The following is a 20,226-nucleotide window of genomic DNA, read 5'->3' on the forward strand; positions in this document are numbered from 1 at the left end:
GGAAGGGGAGCTTTATATGAAAAAATCTATTACTATTTGGGCGCTTAAAGGTGGTATATCAGGTAATATTTCTGTAATTAATGCTTTAAAAGAAGTTAAAATGGCAGGGTTTGATGGGCTGGAGGTTTCTTTATGGGAAAATGGAGATATTGCCTATAATTCTAAGCTTTCCGATTTACATCAATTAAAAAAGAGTATAGATAATATCGGTGGAGAAATTAGTAGTATGTCTACTTTATTATTAAATAATATTAGCTTAATTTCTCAAGAGAAAAGTGAGAGAAATAAAGCATATCATATATGTCAAAAAATGTTAGACATTGCTCATGAATTAAATATTCCTTCGATATCTATTTCTCCAGGGAAAATAACTAACATATTTTCATATAAAGATTGTATCTTAAGGGCGGAAGAACAAATTAAAGGATTAGCCGAATATGCTGAAAAAAAACAAGTGTTATTGTGCGTAGAAAATGTATGGCAAGGATTGTTGCTAAGTCCGATAGAATTTGCAAATTTTTGTAATAGTATTGATTCTGGTTGGGTTAGTTCATGTATTGACATAGGAAATGCAGCTTTTTTTACTCCTCCTGATTTGTGGATTAATGAATTGAATAGAATTGGTAAAGTTCATATTACAGATATACGAAAAAGAAGAAATAATACTTTAATTGAATTTGTTAATCCATTAGAAGGACAAGTAAACTGGAAAGAGGTTATGCAGTCAATTAGGAAATTAAAATATAATGGTTATTTAACAATAGAGACTTTTGCAAAACATGGGCAATCGCAATTTGAATCTTTAAAAGTGTTAAATATGAGTTTAGAAAAAATAATTTTAATGGGTAAAACAAATGAAAAGAAAATTGATAATATCTCCACATCCAGATGATGCTGCATTTTCACTTGGTGGGTTCATTTTAAAATACCAAGGAAACAATTTTGTTATTTGGGACGTGTTTTCGAATCAAAATTATACAATAACCAAAAAGCATACGCATATGAATGACATTATGCTTGAAGAAAATAGAGCAATTTCATATATGGGATGTGAAGTTATTTATAGTCATCTCCCTGAAATACAAATGAGAGAAAATATACCTTTAAGCAAAATCCTAAATAGCCAGCTGACAGAGAAAGAGAAGTTCTTAATTACAATAATAAAAAATGAAATTTCAAGAATTTGTAAAGAATGGAAAATTGATGAAATATATATACCAATGGGGTGTGGAAAGCATATTGATCATTTAATTGTAAAAGAGGCTCTTTTTCAATTTGCTAAAGAAAATCATAAAACGATTCAATTTTATATTTATGAAGAACTACCGTATGCGCTTAATTCTGAATGGCGAGATATATCATTATCAGTATTTATTCGGGATAATTATGATTTAGAAGTGATTTTGATTAATATTTCTGACTATATAAAACAAAAAGAACATCTTCTCAAAATTTATAGAAGTCAAATAGGAACGACAATGATAAACAGAATTATTAATTATGCTCAAAGCTTTTCAAAACATATGAGTGCAGAAAGAATATGGAAAATAAGGTTGAAAAATGTAGTTTAATATGGAGATTAAAATGAAATTATATATGAAAGATGGGAAGATTAATTTACTTTTTATTGATTTTGTTATAAGGGAAGATATTTGCAATTTTAATTGCAAATATTGTTTATCAAATGAATTTGATAATAATAGTCATAATGATAAGAAAAGAAATGAAGCGATTGTGTATGAGCGAAATAGTGAACTGGCAAAACGTTTAGATCAGGTTATGGAAAAAATTTTAAAATTATTTGATGCTCCCATATTAAGAATCAGTGGTGGAGAGCTTTTTGCTATTAAAAATATTGATGAATTTTTAAGAAAACAAACCCATTTTAAAGCAATTCAAGTAATTACCAATGGTTCATTGTTAGATAGGCAATTGTTGGATAAGCTTATTAAAGTAAAAAATTGCCAATTACATATATCTTTAGATGGAAATACATTACAACAAAATCAATTCCGTATTGGAAATAAAAGGGCAAATGATAAATTATTGGCTAATTTAGAATTAGCGTATTCCTATGGCTTTGAAATAGAAGTTGGGAGTGTTTTGACAAATGTAAATACAGGGTCTTATTTGTCATTTTTAGAGTATTTGCAAAGATATTGTGGAAAAATAAAGGCATATCCTTTTCCAATTAGAGGCAAAATTAGAGAGAAATATTTTCCTTATCAGCATCAAATTGAACAGTTTGAAACGATACTTAAGAGATATTCCGAATTTCAAAACGTTTTACCTTCTCCTAAATATATTGAAGAGGTAATTAATGTTTTGAGACAAAAAAGGGAACTTCCATGTGTAATTCCTAAAGTCATGATCCAGCTATTTGATAATGGAGACATAGTACCATGCCCCAATTGTTGGACTAATAAAATAGGAAATATTTTAAATGACGCACCTAATACTATCGTAAAAAACATGAGTAATGATAAAATTTATAAACTATTTTTGAAAGACAAGCCCAGATTACCATATTGTCATTCATGCATGACATCGTTAGATATAATAAACTTATATTTTTCAAATCATATGTCTTTTCAAGACATAGTTCAGTTACCTTTATATGCTAATCCAGAGATACAATTAATACTAAAAGAGTTTAAAAGTCATATGAAAGGATGAATATGAAAATAAGTATAATTATACCAACATTCAATAAATTACCTAGACTTAAATTAACTATTACGTCTCTTTTATGCCAAAAAATCAGTAAGGAGAAGTATGAGGTAATCTTTATTAATGATGGTTCTACCGATGATACAGATGCTTATTTTATGAGTAGCAATTTTCAATTCAATTATCAATATTATAAGGTAAATAATGTTGGACGTGCCGCTGCCAGAAATATAGGTATTCGACATTCCAAATTTGATCTATTGCTTTTCATTGATGATGATTTAATATTAAGCCCTAATTTTATACAGGAACATTTAAATATACAAGAAAAAAATACTAAAATAGTACATGGAAGAATTTATAATTTAAATTCATTGCGCTTTTTTAAGGACCCGAGTACCGGAGAATTTTATGATGAAATTAAGCATATTAGAAATTATCATAACCTTTTAAAAATGTGTATAAATCAAGAGGATATTTATAGTAGTTTTGATGCAAAAATATCTTCAAAAGGTAAGGTTTCTACATTTGAAGATGTGATTGAGAATATATATAAAATGAATAGTAAATTTCGATGGCTAATGTTTAATGGGGGCAATACAAGTATTCCGAAAAGCTGGGTTGAAGAATTATCTGGGTTTGATGAGCAATTTGGAATATTATGGGGATGTGAAGATTTAGAACTTGGATATAGGCTATACCAGCAAGGGAAAGAATTTGCTTATTCATATTTAGCTGCAAATTTTCATATGACACATTATAGAAAAAATTATAAGTTAGAGCATCATAAAACATTGGAGCATTTTTATAGTAAGCATCAGGATATTTCAATTATTGCGTTTGAAAAATTCGTTGAAGGAAAATGGAACAAACAGGAGTTTTTAAACTATTGTAGAAATTATATTGATTAATAGTTCTATTGAGAGGGGGGATATAAATGCTGTTTGATAAGTTATGTTTATATGCAGAATCAGAAAAAGTGGCAATAGATAACTATTATAAGAAAATTACATATAAAGAATTGTATAGTCAGCTATGTATACTTAGTAATAGTTTAAGTAGACTCAAATTTAGACCAAAGGATGTTGTAATATTATGTATCGATTCGCAAATAGACTTTGTAATTCTTTTTCTTAGTTTTTTATTAATAGGATGTTGGGTTATGCCAATCATTGACAAGGATGATGCTGAAAAACTTATACGTAAGTATAAAAAAAGAGGGGCTAAAATTTTTGATAATGGTCTATATAATAGTATTAAAGACGACAAAAATAGTTGCAAGAGTTTTTCTTTTCCAGACGAAGAGAAGTGTGGTATTTATCATTTAACTTCTGGAACAACAGCGCATGAAAAAGTATGTGTGAGAACGCTTAGCAGTTTATGTAAGGAAGGAATGACTTATAAGAAATTAATGAAGGTGAATAGCTCTAAAAGCATATTAAGTGTTGCACCTATTTATCATTCATTTGCATTAGGAGCTGCATTTATGACAGCATTTATGAGTGGCTGTACTTTGTTTTTGACAGAAGAGTTTGTTCCTAGAAGAGTTTTGAAAGTTATTGAATTGAATAAAATTCAAATATTAGTTTTAGTTCCAATAATGGTTAAGCTACTATTGAGAACCAATACAAATAAAAAGTATACTTTAAATTCTGTTGAGACTGCTTTAGTTGGAGCAGGACAAGTTACTCAAGAGCTATATGATCAGATGAGAAATAAATACGGGATAGATTTATGTGCAAATTATGGGAGTACGGAAACAGGAGGCATTATATCGAGAATGACTTCAGAACCTGTTCTGTCTGTAGGAAAGCCGATGGAGGGGGTTTGTATTAAAATATGTAATTCATGTGGGGATGAATTAGAAATAGGAAATGTGGGAGAATTGAGGGTTAAGGCAGCTTATATGATGAAGGGATATGCATACGAATCAAATGATGATTTTGATGCCGAAGGATATTTTATAACGGGCGATTTGGGATATATTGATGATAATAAGAATGTATTTATAGTGGGAAGATTAAAGAAATTAATAAATGTAGGGGGGAAAAAGGTCAATCCGTATGAAGTTGAAGAAGTGATACGTATGTATCCAGGTGTACAGGACTGCATCGTTGTAAAAGGGGTAAAAAATGATAAAAGCGAATATGTCAAAGCAATAATCGTAGGGCAGGGAATAACAAAGCATGAAATTTATAAACACTGCATAAAAAAAATGACTATGTACAAGTGCCCAACACAAATTGAATTTGTGCCATTTATAAAAAGAAATTTATTGGGTAAAAGTAAATTATAGGATAAATATAATGAGGTGGAAAATTTGAAAGTATCTAGTTTTGGCTATACATATATAATGAATGATTTTTGTATATTACCTGAATTATGTAATTTTAGTTGCGATTACTGTATATACTCGAATGCAACAGTAGAGCAGAAAAGTATTCCATATAAAATTTCAAAGTATTATGATAAATCGGGTGATAATATAGAATTTTTTGACTATGTTGCAAATGTCTTGATGAATAGTACGCAGTGCTTTCCAACTCCAATATTAAGAATTTGTGGTGGAGAACTTTTTCTTTTAAAAAATATCATGTATTTATTAAGAAAAATACATGAAAAATTTGAGACAGTACAAATTATTAGTAATGGTTTTTTTTTAACACCTTACATACTATCAGAAATTAAGGAACTTGGTAATTGTGTGTTACATATATCATTAGATGGGCATACACAAGAGTTAAATGCACATAGAGTACATAGTAGCTACCAGCAAGAGATTATATTGAATAATATCAATCATATAATTAAATTGGGAATCCCGTTAGAAATAGCATCATGTTTAACGGATAGAAATACAAAAGATTATGAAGAAGTTGTTAAGTTTTTTAATGATATAGAAGGGGATATTTTGTTGCTACCGTTTCCGGTAAGGGGAAAAGGAAGTGAAATGTTTGTTCCATCGAAACAGGATCAAAAACAGTTATTCAAAATTCTTGAACGGTATGATTTATATAGCAAAGTATTGCCTCCTATAAAATATGTTGAAAGTTTAATGAATTATTATGAAAATGGATATAGAAATATAAAATGTTATATCCCTAAAGCCATTGTACAAACATTTTATAATGGAGATATTTATTCGTGTTGTATGGACTGGAGTGTGCGTGTTGCAAATATTAATTCTCAAAATAGAAAAGAGATTATAGAACAAATTCAAAAAAATAGAATTTATAATATATATGACATGTTTCCACCTAAGTTAAGAAGTTGTAGAGAGTGTTTTACGGTTTCTGAAATTATTAATCTCTATTTTGAAGGTAAAATAAGTGATAAAGAGCTATGTAATATGCAACTGTTTTCTGGAAAAACAACTTTAAAAATGATGAACGAGTTACGTAAAGAGATAATAAAAAATGTAAAATAGCTGGTTTAACAGAGAAAATTTAACGGTAGATATATCAAATGATAAAAAACAAAAGAACTATAAGATATGTAAAAGGAGAAAAAGTATGGGTAAAGTATTTATTACATCAGAATCAGTAACAAGTGGTCATCCGGATAAAATTTGTGATCAAATTTCAGATGCAATTTTAGATGCAGCTTTAAAGCAAGATCCTGAAAGTAGAGTGGCTTGTGAAGTTTGTATTACAACTGGCCTAGTAATTGTTATGGGAGAAATTACTACAAAAGCAAATTTTAATATTTCTAAAGTAGTAAGAAATACAATAAGTGATATTGGGTATAACAATTTAGCTGGAGGTTTTGATGCACAAACATGTGGTGTGCTAATATCATTAGACGAACAATCGAAAGATATATCTAAAGGAGTAGATCAATCGTTAGAGTATAAAACAAAGGTAGAAAAAGCAAATGTAGAAAAAACAATTGGTGCCGGGGATCAGGGAATGATGTATGGATATGCAACTAATGAAACTGTGGAATATATGCCTTATCCTGTAGTTTTGGCGCACAAATTAGTAAAGCGATTGGATGACTTACGTAAAAGAAATGTATTAGCGTACTTGCGGCCAGATGGAAAAAGTCAAGTAACTGTGGAATATAATAATGGAATTGCTTCTAGAATAGAGGCGGTTGTGATTTCAGTACAACATGATAGTAATGTAAGCCGTGAAATATTGGAAAGAGATATTAGAAATCAGGTTATAGATTTTGTTTTACCATCCGATATGATTGATTCTAGAACAAAAATATTTATTAATCCGACAGGACGTTTTGTGGTTGGCGGTCCGCAAGGTGATAGTGGACTGACAGGCCGTAAAATAATCGTGGATACATATGGAGGTGTTGCCCACCATGGCGGAGGAGCTTTTTCAGGAAAGGATCCGACTAAAGTTGACCGTTCAGGGGCTTATATGGCTAGATATATTGCTAAAAATATTGTTGCTGCAGGTGTTGCCCAAAAATGTGAAATACAATTATCCTATGCGATAGGAGTGGCTAACCCACTTTCTATTGCAGTAGAGTCTTTTGGTACCGGTATAATTAGTGATGAACAGATAATACAAATTATTCATAAAGTATTTAGTTTAACTCCTAATGGAATAATTACCTCACTTAATTTAAAAACACCAATTTATAAGCAAGTGGCTGCATATGGGCATTTTGGAAGAAGTGATTTAAATGTTGCATGGGAGAAATTGGATAAAGTAGATGAAATAAAACAACTAGTAAAAACAGTCTGTTAAAAAAGAGTAAAAAAACAATATGGATAATGATATGAAAACGTTAAATATTTATAAAAGACAGTTTAAAGAAATTAATAAGCAAATGGATGGGAATGTGATTTTGGCAGGCCCTTGTGCAGTAGAGTCATATGAGCAAATGTCAAAAGTAGCACAATGTATTTCAAGACATTCTTTGAAATACATTAGAGGAGGTGCTTATAAACCTAGAACCTCTCCGTATAGTTTTCAAGGCCTAGGTAAAGAAGGTCTACATATTTTAAAAGCAGTATGTGATGAATACAATTTGATTGGCGTTACGGAGATTTTGGATATTCGCGATTTGGATGACATTCAAAGTTGTGTAGATATATTGCAAGTTGGAGCAAGAAATATGTATAATTATCCATTATTAAAAGAACTTGGAAAATTAAAGAAAACTGTTTTATTAAAAAGAGGCTTTATGTCTACATATAAAGAATTAATGTTAGCAGCAGAATATATCCTTAATAACGGAAATGATAACATTATTATTTGTGAAAGAGGAATAAGAACATTCGAAACATCAACGAGGAATACTTTAGATTTATCAATTGTAGCACTTATAAAAGAAGACACTGAAATTCCAGTTATTGTTGACTTGAGTCATTCTCTTGGGCGAAAGGATATTATTGTTCCCATGGCTAAGGCCTCTGTCGCTGCAGGGGCAAATGGACTTATGGTTGAAGTACATCCTAATCCAGATAAGGCATTATCAGATCAAAAACAACAATTGTCGATAAATGAATTTGAAAATGTGTTAAAGAATTTAAAATTATGAAAGGAATAGAATATTGATGAAAAAAGTTACTATAATTTCTAATAATTTAGAATGCGATGAGTTAGCAGGATATTTTAGTAGGTTAGAGAAATATTTTCGTATAAACAACTGGGAAATTAGTAAGGATTTAAATGCGGATTTGATTATCATAGTGGCTTGTGGGGCTATAGACTTAGTGTACTTGTATGTGAAAAATGCATTATCAGATATTTATGCCAAAAAGGGAGATTATGAATCTACTATTATAATGGGATGTCAAGCTATTACATATAGGGATAAGCTTCAACAAATTTTTGATGGTCGTATGATAGCATATGGAGAAGAAAATATTTTAGATGAAATAATTTGTGCTAAGAATAAATTCTCTGATATAAAAACACCAAATGTATATAAATTTTCAGATGAATACCCAAACGAATTATTTACCATTATTATTTCTACAGGTTGTTTAAGAAGATGTACTTATTGTATCATTAATAAAGCTCACGGAAGTATAAAAAGTAAGAAGATACAAGATATTTGTGAAGAGTACGCTGTTGCCATTAAATGCGGATATAAAAATGTAGCTTTATCAGGAACAGATACTTCCGTATATGGGTATGATAATGGGGAGAATATTATAAACTTACTAGACAAGTTAATACAGATGGATTCTACTATTCAATTTTATATAGAAAATCTGCACCCCCATAATTTAATAAAGTATAAAGAAGAATTTATACGATTGACGGAGAAGAATATTTTTGCCTATTTACATATACCCCTTCAACATGTTGATGATGCAATTTTAAAAAAAATGGGGAGAGATACTGTTTTTTCTGAAATATATGATATGGTAATAAAGTTAAAGGAAGTATCTCCAAAAACAATAATAATTACAGATTTCATATATGGATTTCCAGGTGAAACAGATGCACAGTTTAGTAAATTACTGGAATTTGTGCAAAATGATGCCTATTTTGATTATTATTATATTCATGATTATTCTGACATTCCAGGAACTGCTTCTTATAATTTTAAATCAAAAATTAGAGAAGAAGAAATGAAAAAACGTGGGTTGCAGATAATGGTTGCATTTGAACGGCGTAAGAAAGAAAAAAAGAGTAGAATGGATAGTCATAATTATAGAATATTTAGAAACCGATATAATATAGAGGAATTTATACGAAAAGAAAAAGGCTATTATATTTGTGAGAATACATATCAAATAATATGATAAAGTTAATTTGTTAAGAAGGGTGATGGTGACGTATTAAAGGGTTAATAGGATGTTGAAAAAAATATGGACATAAAGGATCAATCAAAAGACATTCTACTATAAAACAATTTTCATGAGTTAAGATAATGGAGAGGGGTATTGTACTTTTGCAGTCCGTATGCATAGAATTAACTATTACCTGCTTAGAGAACTGCTAATGTCAAGATTCTTAAGTGAATTTATATAGGAACATGGAATCAAGAGAGAACAATAAAGGACATTATTCAAGAAGTGCTACTTGCAAAATTCTATTTGACATTTGGTTTAACTAATGAGGCTTTTTTACTCGTAAAAAGGTGTTCCTCGTAATTGTCAAAAGATTTCTTGTTCCTTGTACGAGTATACAGCAGATCGCCTTCTGGGGACATATGAACTGTAATAAAAAATATAGTAGTTGACTAAAGTAGAATAGTATTATATGATATAAAAAAGGAGAAATGTATGTTAAGCATTGTAGAATACAAAAGACCAATATTGAATTAAATATTGTACGAAATGGAATGATACGAGGAGTTTACACGTATTGTTTTGTTGTTGTATCTAGAAAGCTTTAATTTCATTCTTCATAAAATGTAAAAGAATTCAGTTATATCATATATATTTTATTTTAACCATGAAATTATATGCCTAGGCTATAGTTTCATGGTTTTTTATTTTAGATAGAATTTAGGAGAAGATTTTTATTCAGGAAATAGAATTTAATGGAACTAGTTTATTAGAGTCGGAGAAGGAAAAAGCTAAGGTGATGTATAATAAATTTTATAAGAATGAGATTTCATGATAATAAGAATATGTCATATATTGGTTTGGAAGAACTAGATTACTACAATAAAAATCACTAGAGGAGGTTATAGAACCATATCGGATAAGATTATATAATCAAATTGATTATACTTCATTACTTTGAATCACCGTTTCGGAGAGTGAGAGCTAGTCCAAATTCATGATCTTGGATTTGGTAGATTACTTACTGGAACACTAATTGTAAAGATGGATGCCTCGTTGTAGTGGTGCTGCCCTTGACAAACTGAACAAAACTTTGAACAGCCGTTTGGTCACTTGTAAATATATCATAGAATACGGAAACATCTTGCTCACTAGGAATACTAGAAATGGTAAGAGATACTTGAATTGAACTGATGCTGAATCTGCAGGTACCAGAAATCTTGGCACCTTCGCCAGTGTATTGAAGAAATATACCGAGTTAGTTGTACTGACTATTGGTGAATGACTTCTGCTTAAACTTACAGAATCTGAAATTAGAAATCTTTTTTGAACTATTTTATAAATACATAAAGAAAGTCATTGACCATTTTTCTTTGCCAGCTTCAGGAAAATGAGCGGTATCAGCACACCTGCAGTAGAGAGAACTTTTGCAGATGCCATTATGAATTGTATTTCGATTAATATTGTGAGAGTATCGATCGATCATTACGATAGAGGCATATGGCATGAATTTGGCTTAGACTGAGTAACTATCAACAGGTAACTCCGTCAGTTCAGACAAGTGAATTGTGCTACATTGACTTGACGGTTCGGCTTTACCGTAATATTCAATGAAGACTTTATAAAGCACGATTTAAAGGATTTTGTGCATAATAGTGATTAAATAGTCTTGCTTGATAAGCAAGCTGAAAAGTTAATCCATGCAGGGAAAAGAGAAGGTAGTTCAGCTAGTAAAAAGGTGAAGTATGGCCTTGAAAAAACTTTAGCCTATTAGGGTTTTTTTGTTCAGTACTGACTTGGGTTTGGACTAATAATACTAGCGTGTATTTCAAGCGTGATACTAAACATTGAACAAAAGTAAACAACATTTTACATGAGTATAGAATGCTTTGATGTTTGTATGTGTCAGACTGTGTTATGTAGTAGTAACCGGTTGGGGATTCAATTTAACGCTACATGAACGAGGAAGATTTTTTCAAGTCAAGGGGATGGCCTACAGTTAGATATTGTAGTCGTTTGATTGCCGGTTACTAAATGGTCAAAGTTTATATTTTTGAAAATAACTTACACTTTCAAAATAAGCATTATGTTAGTTTATAGTAGAAATTAAAAGAATATAAAAGAATAAATAATAACCGAAATAGTTAGATGCTGGCATAATAGGATAATGGAACAAGCAAATCATTTTAAAAAGATTTATAGTTTTATAAGGAGAATTTTATATGGCGGTTATAGAAGTAAAGGATTTAACAAAGATTTATAAAAGATATGTAAAAAAGGAAGGAATATTAGAAAGTGTTAAAGGATTGTTTACAAGGCAATATGTCCCAAAACGGGCGGTTGATGGAATAACTTTTTCAATTAACCAAGGAGAATTTGTAGGTCTTATAGGACCTAATGGAGCAGGAAAAACAACATTGATAAAAATGTTGACGGGGATAATTAGTCCAACATCTGGTGAGATTAATGTGTTAGGATACTATCCAAATGATTTGAAACCTGAATTTAAAAAAAAATATGCAATTGTCATGGGACAAAAAAGCCAGTTATTTTATGAACTTACAGTAAATGATACATTACGATTGTACAAAGAAATTTATGACATTTCTGAGGAGAGATTTTGTCAAAATAGGAAATATTTTGCTGATTTACTAGGAATAAATCGCTTATTGGATGTACAAGTACGAACATTATCATTAGGAGAGAGAATGAAAATGGAATTAATGGTTGCATTGATGCATGAACCTGAAATTTTATTTTTGGATGAGCCTACAATAGGTCTTGATGCTATAGCAGCTAAGCAGATTAGAGAATATTTAAAAGTCATTAATAAAGAAAAAAATGTAACTATACTTTTAACATCTCATTATATGGAAGATATTAAAAGTATGTGTCAAAGAACTATAGTTATAAATAATGGTAGTAAGATATACGATGGAAATACTTCGTATCTTTTTGAAAAGTATCAAAAGAATAAGTGTATAAATGTTCTGTTTGATAATAATTTAGAATTAAATTTAGGGTTGGAAGTAGAAATAATTGTAGATAAGCCATCAAAAAAGATAATTGTAGTTGATCAAGAAAATGCCGGTAGAGTAATTAGAGAAATATTGAAATATAATCCTAGAGATATCTCGATTGAAACAGAAGATATAGGAACTATTGTTGAGCGGATTTACCAAGAAGGGAGCAATGATTATGAACAAGTACATTGAGGTAATGAAAGTTTACTTTAAGGTACAATTTATTTGGAGAGCAGATGTATTGTTTAGTGTTTTTTTTTCAGTCACAAGGATAATATTTGCATATTTACTATGGAATGCTATATTTGCAGGGGAATCTATGATAAATGGTTTCTCTCTAAATAGTATGATGTCATATTATATAATACAATCCTTTTTATCACAAATGGATATGTCCAAAAAAATAAGTACGGAAATTTCCATGAGCGTAAGACAAGGAACATTCACAAAGTATTTAATTTTGCCAATAAATACGGAAGGCTATTTTATATCTATGATGCTAGGGAAAATTCCAAGTTACTTAGTATGGGACATTTTATCTGCGATGGTTTGGGTCTTAGTTTTTAGAATCGATTTTGTTTTCATTACCAATCTGTCAGCTATTATAGGTGCATTATGTTTGATAGTGCTGGGATTCTTATTTATGATACAATTAAATTTTTTGTTAGGTATCTTAGTTTTTAAATATGAAGAAATAAGTACGTTTCTACTAATTAAGGATAATGTTGTGTTATTGGTAACGGGAGGAATTATACCGTTAGCGCTATTTCCAGAATGGATACTTAATATTATGAAAATGTTGCCATTCTACTATATTACTTATTTGCCATCCATGATTTTTATAGGACAGAGCTGTGTGAATGAAATAATTACTGGCTTAATAGTGATGATATTTTGGTGTGGAATGATGCAAATTTCTATAATTAAGTACTGGAAAAACAATGTTAAGATGTATGATGGGGTAGGTATATGATAAAAAAAGTAAAAAAAAATATAAGAATTATTAAAGCGTTAGCTAAATTAAGATTTCAGAATCTTATGATGTTTAGATTGAGCTTTTTTGGACCATTTTTTGTTGATGCGAGTTTATTTTTAATTCAGATAGCAGTATTTGAGATAATTTATCAGAACATTTCTAATATCGGTGGTTGGGAAAAGGCGGAAATGATAATATATATAGGAACATTTTCTTTAATTAATGCATTAAATATGGTTATCTGCTTTTTTGGAATCTTAAAAATACCAGAAAAAATAAAAACTGGAGAAATGGATTTATATTTAACGCAACCAGTAAGTCCTTTATTAAGATTTACTTTCGAACAAATTAATCCTGGATCGATTCCATTAATTATTTTGAGTTGTTGTATAATCACATATGGTATGAGGATGATTGAACACATAATAACAATAAAACAAGTTTTTGCATATATGTTTTGGATTTCGATTATGTTTTTACTATATTATGAATTGGAAATCCTATTTCGTTCAATTGCATTTTACACGACTTCAATATTGGGTCTAGAACAATTGGAAATGGTAAGTATAGAATTATGTATGCAGATACCGGGAACAGTATTTTATGGAATATTTAAAGTTCTATTTTACGGAATTTTACCATATGGCATTATAGCAACGTTTCCAGTGCAAAGCTTAATAAATGAAATGTCTCCATATCAGTTTATATATGGTTTAATAGTTGTACTTGTATTTACATTGATTACTTATACTATATGGAAAAGAGGTATTAGGCATTACGACAGTATTAATTGAAATATGATAAATATTAAATAATTAGAAAATTGATGAAGTATGATTTATTATAAAGGTGGGGTCATTCAGCCATTGGCGGATGTAGTCATTATCCGCCATGCTCTCCAGAAGATCCCGGTTTAGATGCTGGTCCGGCAGATATTCAATGTTTCCAAGAAATGCAGATGAGTCAGAGAACTTCGCGTTTTTGATTAATCTTTTGATATTGTTATTATGTCGTGAATCGTATTCCGCATCAACCAATAGCATGAGACGTTCACGGAAGGATATGGAACAGTATTCAGTTTCCTGGTCGATCTGTTTTTCATAAGCTTTGGCAAAGGCAGGCAGCCTCATAGACTTTAACTTTTTCACCGTATTATTTTTCATGGCTGCCGCCTCCGTAATAAGAAGCCCCACGGACCAGGGAATAGCTTTCGTTATGGATCATCTCAGAAGATTGACTTGATGGGCTAGCAGCCTTGTCATTACTAGATTCCAGAATCAGGCGGATATTTTTATATCGCGGGCTGGGAATTCGCTCCAAAGCTACTTTGCAAGCATGTTCCAATCTTTCTGAAGTATATTTATCAGCCAGTTTCAGGAGAGACAGGAATCCCTTATAAGCCTGCTCTTTGACCCGGTAGGAATCAAAGATCCCATGGATCACCTGATAGGTTGACTCACCGATACCAGATGCCCACTTCAGGAATCTTGCCTTATCCCATTCACTGTACAAGTGATAGTTGACAGGCATGTGCTCCAGAATCGTGGAGTACTGCCTGCGGCGGCCATAAAAGCGTTTATGGCTGCAGATCCGATTCCCTTTGTAATAAACCTCAATACTGCTCTTAGTGTACCGTATATCCACTTTCTTACGCACATACTCATAAGGGATTGAATAGTTCTGGAAATCTATGCAATGTGGTAGTTGTCCTTTGGTAGTACAGGAACAAGTTCTTTGGCTGCTTTATAGACCTCTTCCGCTTTAGCTGTACTGAAGTTGTACTTCTTGCTCTTACACCATTTTTGATAATAGGCAGTATGTGTTTATAGAATTTTCCGAACACAATCATATATCAATAGGTGGTGGCAAAATTCATCCATTTTTGACTAGCATCAACACGAGCAAAGCTATTAAAGTAGGAACTTACGCCTGGATAAGTCTGATTAAAAATGCCAATAAAATTGTTTTTTATTGCGGTTTTATGCTTCATGTAAAACAAAATTGACGATTCATAGCTTTTAGTTGATTATGTATCTCGTCTATAACACTATACGGTTTTAATTCTGTCCAACTGTCAAGAGGGTAACAGGCGATTTTTATAACAGCTGCTTTATCGGATTTAATCTTACGGAGAGAATTTCCATTAAAATCTTTAATTAGTTTAGGATTAACCGCACTGACAAAGAGACCAGTTTGAGAAAGTTTGAGGGCTAGTGATTCATAATAGTGTCCTATGTTCCATAACAATACGGGATTCTCCATCTACGGACTTGATAAAGTCAATGATAGCCCCTGTCAGCTATAACAATGACTTTATCTGAAATGTCAGATCAGTCTATCATGTTTACCAAAGCCTTGTGCTCATTCATGCCAATTTTGGACTGGATAGATGCATCAATATAAACATGCTGTAAAAAATCATAAAGGGTATCTAAATGTAACAGATTATGCCTGTTTGTCTCATCATTATTTTTAATAAAGGAAAAAGTAACTGTTTTGTTTGTGAGAAGTCTAAAATCTGAACCGTCTACAGCAAATAATCGCTATCCGTTGAATAGAAGATGTTTGTCACAGCCGTTAATTATTGTTTTGAAAAAAATTCAATGCCTCATGTTTGATTTTGGTTCGTTGTTGTACAAATGCAGAGACTGTGACTGTATATTCAGCATAATCAAAACATTCAAATATCTCTTCGGATAAACTTCCGCCTCCCATTCCCATTATCATTTCAATAATAGTTTTAAAGCATAATTTCCGCTTCCTTGTAAAAACTTTATCCGGATGAGAAAGATAGGGATATGGATTATGAGCAAGCTAATCAATTATCTCGTCTGGATTTCTTTAATATCTGCGGGTTTCATGCAGCACCTCCTTGAAATATATACATCAAAGGGCTTCGCCACAAATTTTTAGTAATCTGTCAAGCTCTTTTTTGAATTTTTATATGTCTATATCCAAAAAGAAAGAGAATCTTCTTTGATATAGCGAAGGTCTCTTTCTTTTAAGAATTTTAACTTAATGACGTTAACCTTGGGATACTCCCATAAATTAATTTATGATATAATTTAAATATTAATTAAAATTACATTTATGCAAGAGATCTAAGGAGGATTTTACTATATTAAAAACGAATCTAATTTCTTTTTCACTACAGTTTTCTAATAAGATGCATAATTCATTTTTATAAACTTTTGAAGAAACATTTACATAATCACATAATAATTCATCAGCAGAGCAATTTAAAGCATTGGCTATTTTTATAAAAGTTTTTAAACTTAATTTAGTATATCCTGTCTCAATATGAGAAATATGTGTAGTTCCTACATCAACCTGCTCAGCCAAATACTCTTGTGTTATATTTTGAGTTTTTCTTTTTTCTCTTATCCGTTGTCCTAAGTATATATAATTATCTATTTTTTCGTTGTTCATATTGCACCTCCAGTATTATGTATGTATTGTAAATGCAAATTTAAATTTTCTTAATAACTTAAATGTGCAATATGTCTAAATAAAGACGGGATAAAGGCCGAAATTAATTGATTGAAGTGTGCCTATTGGTATAATATGTCCTAATAGAATATTACATAGTTTTCCCATAAAAAGTAGAATTATAAGTATACATATTTTTAATTATAATATTCTGGATAATATTTAGGCTTCTGAATTGTGAAAAACAGATATTATTTGTTTTGGGGGTACTAATGATGATTAATATTGCTATAGTAGATGACGACGAAGAGTATTTACAGGAAATACAAAGTATAATAAAAAAATTTTGTTATAAAAAAAATATTTTATGCAATGTAAATGCTTTTACATGTGCACAATTACTTTTGTATGAAATAGATGAACAAAAAAACTATGATATATATTTTTTAGATATAGAAATGTCTGAAGTTAATGGCTTAGAATTAGCAAAGAAGATAAGAAAACAGGATAGGATCAGTTATATCATCTTTATAACATCTTATATAAAATATTCCTTAAATGCCTTTGATTACAATGCGTATCAATATATAATGAAAAGTCAGATTAAGCAAAAACTGTGGTATACCCTTGAGTCTATATGGAAAAGAATGGAAGAAGATAAACGTGAATATTATACTATAATTACGCAAAATCGATATGGAAAAATATTATTTAAAGATATTTTTTATATTTTTAAACAACAAAAATATGTAATATTTAAAACTCGCTATAATGATGTAACTTTAAGGGATACATTAAAAAATGTGTATGCTAACCTCGATTCAACTGAGTTTATATATATTGATAAAGGTTATATCGTAAATATTTTTCATATAATGCGATTAGAGCATAATATAATATTTTTGAGAAATGGAGAAGAATTAAAAGTAAGTAGAACTTATAGAGATTCAGTCAAGGAAAAGATTCATCAACATTGGAAGTGGAAATAATATGTTAGTTTTAAATATAATTCAATTTTTATTGGGACTCTTTGAAGTCTTGTTAAGTACCTTTTTCTTGTTCAAGATACTGAATTTAAACAATAAAAGTTTGTATAGTAGTAAAATTATTTGGATAATTATAATAGTTTTAGCATTAATTGAAGATATTAATCGAAATATTAGATTATACTCAATAATATTAATTTTGTTTGTTATAATTGTTTTAAGTATTTCCTTCAAGATAATATATAACACAACTCTAAAAGAAAGTTTTTTGTGTACAGCATTATATTATTTTAGTCTAACTTTATTAGATATGTTTATGATTTTTTCTGTGTCTATTTTATTGCAAGATGATAGGATAAGTATTTATGTTAGCCGTAATTTATGTATACAAAGAATTATTATATTATTTATTACCAGGTTGGTTATGTTATCAATATATTATTATTTTATCAAAAGGATAGTAAATTTAAAAATAAAAAAGCATTACAAATCTATAGTAGCAATTATTATAATTGAATTCATTGGAATCATATATTATCAAAAGATATATGTAGATACATTAGTGACAGAACTAGCTTCATCATACTACAATTTTTTAATGATAGTTATCCTTTTAGTAGTTATATTAGCAGGTTATGTTACCTATAAAAACGTCGTAGAAGAAAAGAGAGTAATTTCATTAAGGACACAAATGTTAGAAAGAAATTATCAGGAATTAAAAAAGTATTATGAAAAATCTAGAACATTATTTCATGATTACAATGCACATATAACATTATTGCAAAAGCATCTACTAAAGGGAAATATAGATAAAGCATTGCATTTTCTAGAGGACATTCTTGAACCTATTTCACAATTAGAAAGAAAACTTTATTCTGGAAATGAATCAATAGATATTGTCTTGAACTATAAAATAGGTGAAGCTATGGAGAAGGATATTTTGACAGAATATGATATTTCCATTATTGATACGTCGGTATATAAAATTTCGGATGAAAAATTGTTTATTGTATTATATAATTTGTTAGAAAACGCAATTGAAGCATGTGAAAAAGTTGAGAAAGGAAAGCGTTGGATATATGTGAAAATTCATCATATAAATGAAATGCTTAAAATACAGATTAGCAATAGTTTCATCATTAAGCCCATATATAAAAATAGTAAACTTATAACTTCAAAAGAAAATAAAGACCTACATGGTTTAGGGTTAGATAGTGCGAGGGAAGTCATAGAAGAATATGGTGGTTACTTTGAATATAATTATGATTCCAATATTTTTTATGTAAATATTACTATTTTTAGATAATCAGACTGTATGGTTACAGAATTGAAATAGTTAATGGTTTATAAGATTAGTTAAAGGTCAAAAAAATGCAATTTGCGCCGCATTTTGTTTAAGTGAAATACACATGATATAATAAATAAAAATATGTATATAATATAAAGGAGAGAAATGTATGGATAGATATTCTAAAAGAAATAGTAGAAGTAATGAAATTGGAGATATTATTGAAGAAATCAAGGAGTTGGATAATGAGCGACGTGTTGTATCCACATCTGATACAATGTGGACAATTGATACTTCTTCTTTTTTGACATTGATCTGTTGCTAGAAGATATACCTGCGTATGATAAATGCTTTCGTTTGTAAAACATTTATTATAGTTGGTATGAGTTTTTATTTTGTTTGAAGAAATCTAATGAATTATGGAATAATTGTTTCCAGAAGGTGATGCTGATGATTTTAATTAGTATCAGAAGTCTATGAACAGAAGGCTTTTGTGTTCTATGACAAAGTTAGATGCGCAAATAATTATTCCAGCAGGTTTTCTAGCCCTCAAATCGTGCTTATAAATGTAGTAAGATTATCTCGTTATAACATATGAAGGCTATGAGTACGGCGTATGTTCGTAAAGTTTGTACTCTAATAGCACTACATGTAACACGATTAGATGAGGCACCACTTTAAACAATTGGAGATGGTGACCATTCAAATAGTAATACTATTGGTTAGATAAATAGATATCAAATGTAACCAATTCGAATTTCTGGGCACCAGGACATTCCGTCTGCTTCAGGAGTTCTCATGTTAGGGGATATCTCCGGACCTGATGCAATAGGCCGGAAGAACTGGCTGTTCAGTAGACGGAGCGAATGTCAGTGCAGTGGTTTATGCAATGGTTGAGATGGCAAAAGCACACGATTTGAATATTTATGGATATCTTAAATTTCTGCTGGAGCATTGGTCGAGTAAAGATATGACCGATGAACAGCTGGCAGATCTGGCATCTTGGAGTGAAAAACTCCAATCTATCAAAAATTGTATGTGAATTATAGCGAATTACTCCAACTCGCAACGGGCTGGAGTAATTTTAAATTTACGAATTATAAGATGGTAGAGGAAACGGGAGTTGTTTTGAAGAAATGGTAGAA

Annotated in this window: 19 protein-coding genes and 1 pseudogene; 16 read left to right on the forward strand and 4 right to left on the reverse strand. The window is 30.2% G+C overall.

All coding sequences use genetic code 11. The features are described 5' to 3' along the window. The first annotated feature begins 16 nt into the window (after positions 1 to 16). The 12 genes from A4V09_RS22560 to A4V09_RS22615 all read left to right on the forward strand — a co-directional run bounded on the left by A4V09_RS22560 (position 17) and on the right by A4V09_RS22615 (position 14,172). Positions 17 to 892, forward strand: a complete 876-nt coding sequence (locus tag A4V09_RS22560) for a sugar phosphate isomerase/epimerase family protein (protein WP_065544307.1) — start codon at positions 17 to 19, stop codon at positions 890 to 892. After that, positions 855 to 1,571 (forward strand): PIG-L deacetylase family protein, encoded by a 717-nt coding sequence (locus A4V09_RS22565; RefSeq protein WP_065544308.1) that lies wholly within the window; start codon positions 855 to 857, stop codon positions 1,569 to 1,571. The genes A4V09_RS22560 and A4V09_RS22565 overlap by 38 nt, the downstream gene beginning before the upstream one ends. A 13-nt stretch (positions 1,572 to 1,584) precedes the next feature. Beyond that, entirely contained in the window at positions 1,585 to 2,676 is a 1,092-nt protein-coding gene (locus A4V09_RS22570) for a radical SAM/SPASM domain-containing protein (protein ID WP_065544309.1), read from the forward strand. Positions 2,677 to 2,678: 2 nt separating this feature from the next. After that, positions 2,679 to 3,581: a glycosyltransferase family 2 protein gene (locus A4V09_RS22575; RefSeq protein WP_065544310.1), complete on the forward strand. Its 903-nt coding sequence runs from the start codon at positions 2,679 to 2,681 to the stop codon at positions 3,579 to 3,581. Between the two features lie 26 nt (positions 3,582 to 3,607). Then, on the forward strand, positions 3,608 to 4,966 hold the full coding sequence (locus A4V09_RS22580) for a class I adenylate-forming enzyme family protein (RefSeq protein ID WP_065544311.1): 1,359 nt from the start codon (positions 3,608 to 3,610) through the stop codon (positions 4,964 to 4,966). A gap of 24 nt (positions 4,967 to 4,990) precedes the next feature. After that, positions 4,991 to 6,097, forward strand: coding sequence for a radical SAM protein (locus A4V09_RS22585; RefSeq protein WP_065544312.1), 1,107 nt, complete (start codon positions 4,991 to 4,993; stop codon positions 6,095 to 6,097). Between the two features lie 85 nt (positions 6,098 to 6,182). Next, positions 6,183 to 7,379, forward strand: coding sequence for a methionine adenosyltransferase (gene metK, locus A4V09_RS22590; protein WP_065544313.1), 1,197 nt, complete (start codon positions 6,183 to 6,185; stop codon positions 7,377 to 7,379). Between the two features lie 19 nt (positions 7,380 to 7,398). Further along, the gene (locus tag A4V09_RS22595; protein WP_065544314.1) at positions 7,399 to 8,175 is read left to right on the forward strand and encodes a bifunctional 3-deoxy-7-phosphoheptulonate synthase/chorismate mutase; all 777 of its coding nucleotides are present in this window, start codon (positions 7,399 to 7,401) and stop codon (positions 8,173 to 8,175) included. Between the two features lie 16 nt (positions 8,176 to 8,191). Beyond that, positions 8,192 to 9,391, forward strand: a complete 1,200-nt coding sequence (locus A4V09_RS22600; RefSeq protein WP_065544315.1) for a radical SAM protein — start codon at positions 8,192 to 8,194, stop codon at positions 9,389 to 9,391. Positions 9,392 to 11,601: 2,210 nt separating this feature from the next. Continuing rightward, positions 11,602 to 12,594 (forward strand): ABC transporter ATP-binding protein, encoded by a 993-nt coding sequence (locus A4V09_RS22605; protein ID WP_065544316.1) that lies wholly within the window; start codon positions 11,602 to 11,604, stop codon positions 12,592 to 12,594. After that, positions 12,578 to 13,375, forward strand: coding sequence for an ABC transporter permease (locus A4V09_RS22610; RefSeq protein ID WP_065544317.1), 798 nt, complete (start codon positions 12,578 to 12,580; stop codon positions 13,373 to 13,375). The genes A4V09_RS22605 and A4V09_RS22610 overlap by 17 nt, the downstream gene beginning before the upstream one ends. Next, complete coding sequence (locus A4V09_RS22615; RefSeq protein WP_065544318.1) at positions 13,372 to 14,172, forward strand: ABC transporter permease; 801 nt, start codon at positions 13,372 to 13,374, stop codon at positions 14,170 to 14,172. The genes A4V09_RS22610 and A4V09_RS22615 overlap by 4 nt, the downstream gene beginning before the upstream one ends. Before the next feature lie 21 nt (positions 14,173 to 14,193). Here A4V09_RS22615 and A4V09_RS22620 read toward each other — a convergent pair whose 3' ends face one another. The 4 genes and pseudogenes from A4V09_RS22620 to A4V09_RS22635 form a co-directional block, all read right to left on the reverse strand. Further along, the gene (locus tag A4V09_RS22620) at positions 14,194 to 14,541 is read right to left on the reverse strand and encodes an ATP-binding protein (RefSeq protein WP_242963891.1); all 348 of its coding nucleotides are present in this window, start codon (positions 14,539 to 14,541) and stop codon (positions 14,194 to 14,196) included. Continuing rightward, on the reverse strand, positions 14,531 to 15,070 hold the full coding sequence (locus A4V09_RS22625; RefSeq protein ID WP_408606844.1) for a Mu transposase domain-containing protein: 540 nt from the start codon (positions 15,068 to 15,070) through the stop codon (positions 14,531 to 14,533). Before A4V09_RS22625 ends, A4V09_RS22620 begins: the two co-directional genes overlap by 11 nt. A gap of 11 nt (positions 15,071 to 15,081) precedes the next feature. Continuing rightward, positions 15,082 to 15,668 (reverse strand): annotated as a pseudogene (locus A4V09_RS26605) (IS110 family transposase); the annotation flags it as partial. A gap of 782 nt (positions 15,669 to 16,450) precedes the next feature. Further along, positions 16,451 to 16,807, reverse strand: a complete 357-nt coding sequence (locus tag A4V09_RS22635; RefSeq protein WP_065544321.1) for a helix-turn-helix domain-containing protein — start codon at positions 16,805 to 16,807, stop codon at positions 16,451 to 16,453. 272 nt (positions 16,808 to 17,079) lie between these two features. On the opposite strand from A4V09_RS22635, the gene A4V09_RS22640 reads away from it, so the two are divergent. From A4V09_RS22640 to A4V09_RS24750, 4 genes are all read left to right on the forward strand, one after another. Beyond that, positions 17,080 to 17,796: a LytR/AlgR family response regulator transcription factor gene (locus A4V09_RS22640; RefSeq protein WP_084043742.1), complete on the forward strand. Its 717-nt coding sequence runs from the start codon at positions 17,080 to 17,082 to the stop codon at positions 17,794 to 17,796. 421 nt (positions 17,797 to 18,217) lie between these two features. Further along, positions 18,218 to 19,099, forward strand: coding sequence for a sensor histidine kinase (locus tag A4V09_RS22645; RefSeq protein WP_157766999.1), 882 nt, complete (start codon positions 18,218 to 18,220; stop codon positions 19,097 to 19,099). Between the two features lie 151 nt (positions 19,100 to 19,250). Further along, positions 19,251 to 19,406 (forward strand): hypothetical protein, encoded by a 156-nt coding sequence (locus A4V09_RS24745; RefSeq protein ID WP_157123549.1) that lies wholly within the window; start codon positions 19,251 to 19,253, stop codon positions 19,404 to 19,406. Positions 19,407 to 19,970: 564 nt separating this feature from the next. Continuing rightward, positions 19,971 to 20,123: a hypothetical protein gene (locus A4V09_RS24750; RefSeq protein ID WP_157123550.1), complete on the forward strand. Its 153-nt coding sequence runs from the start codon at positions 19,971 to 19,973 to the stop codon at positions 20,121 to 20,123. Positions 20,124 to 20,226: the final 103 nt, after the last annotated feature.

Source organism: Blautia pseudococcoides (assembly GCF_001689125.2).
GTDB lineage: Bacteria > Bacillota > Clostridia > Lachnospirales > Lachnospiraceae > Blautia > Blautia pseudococcoides.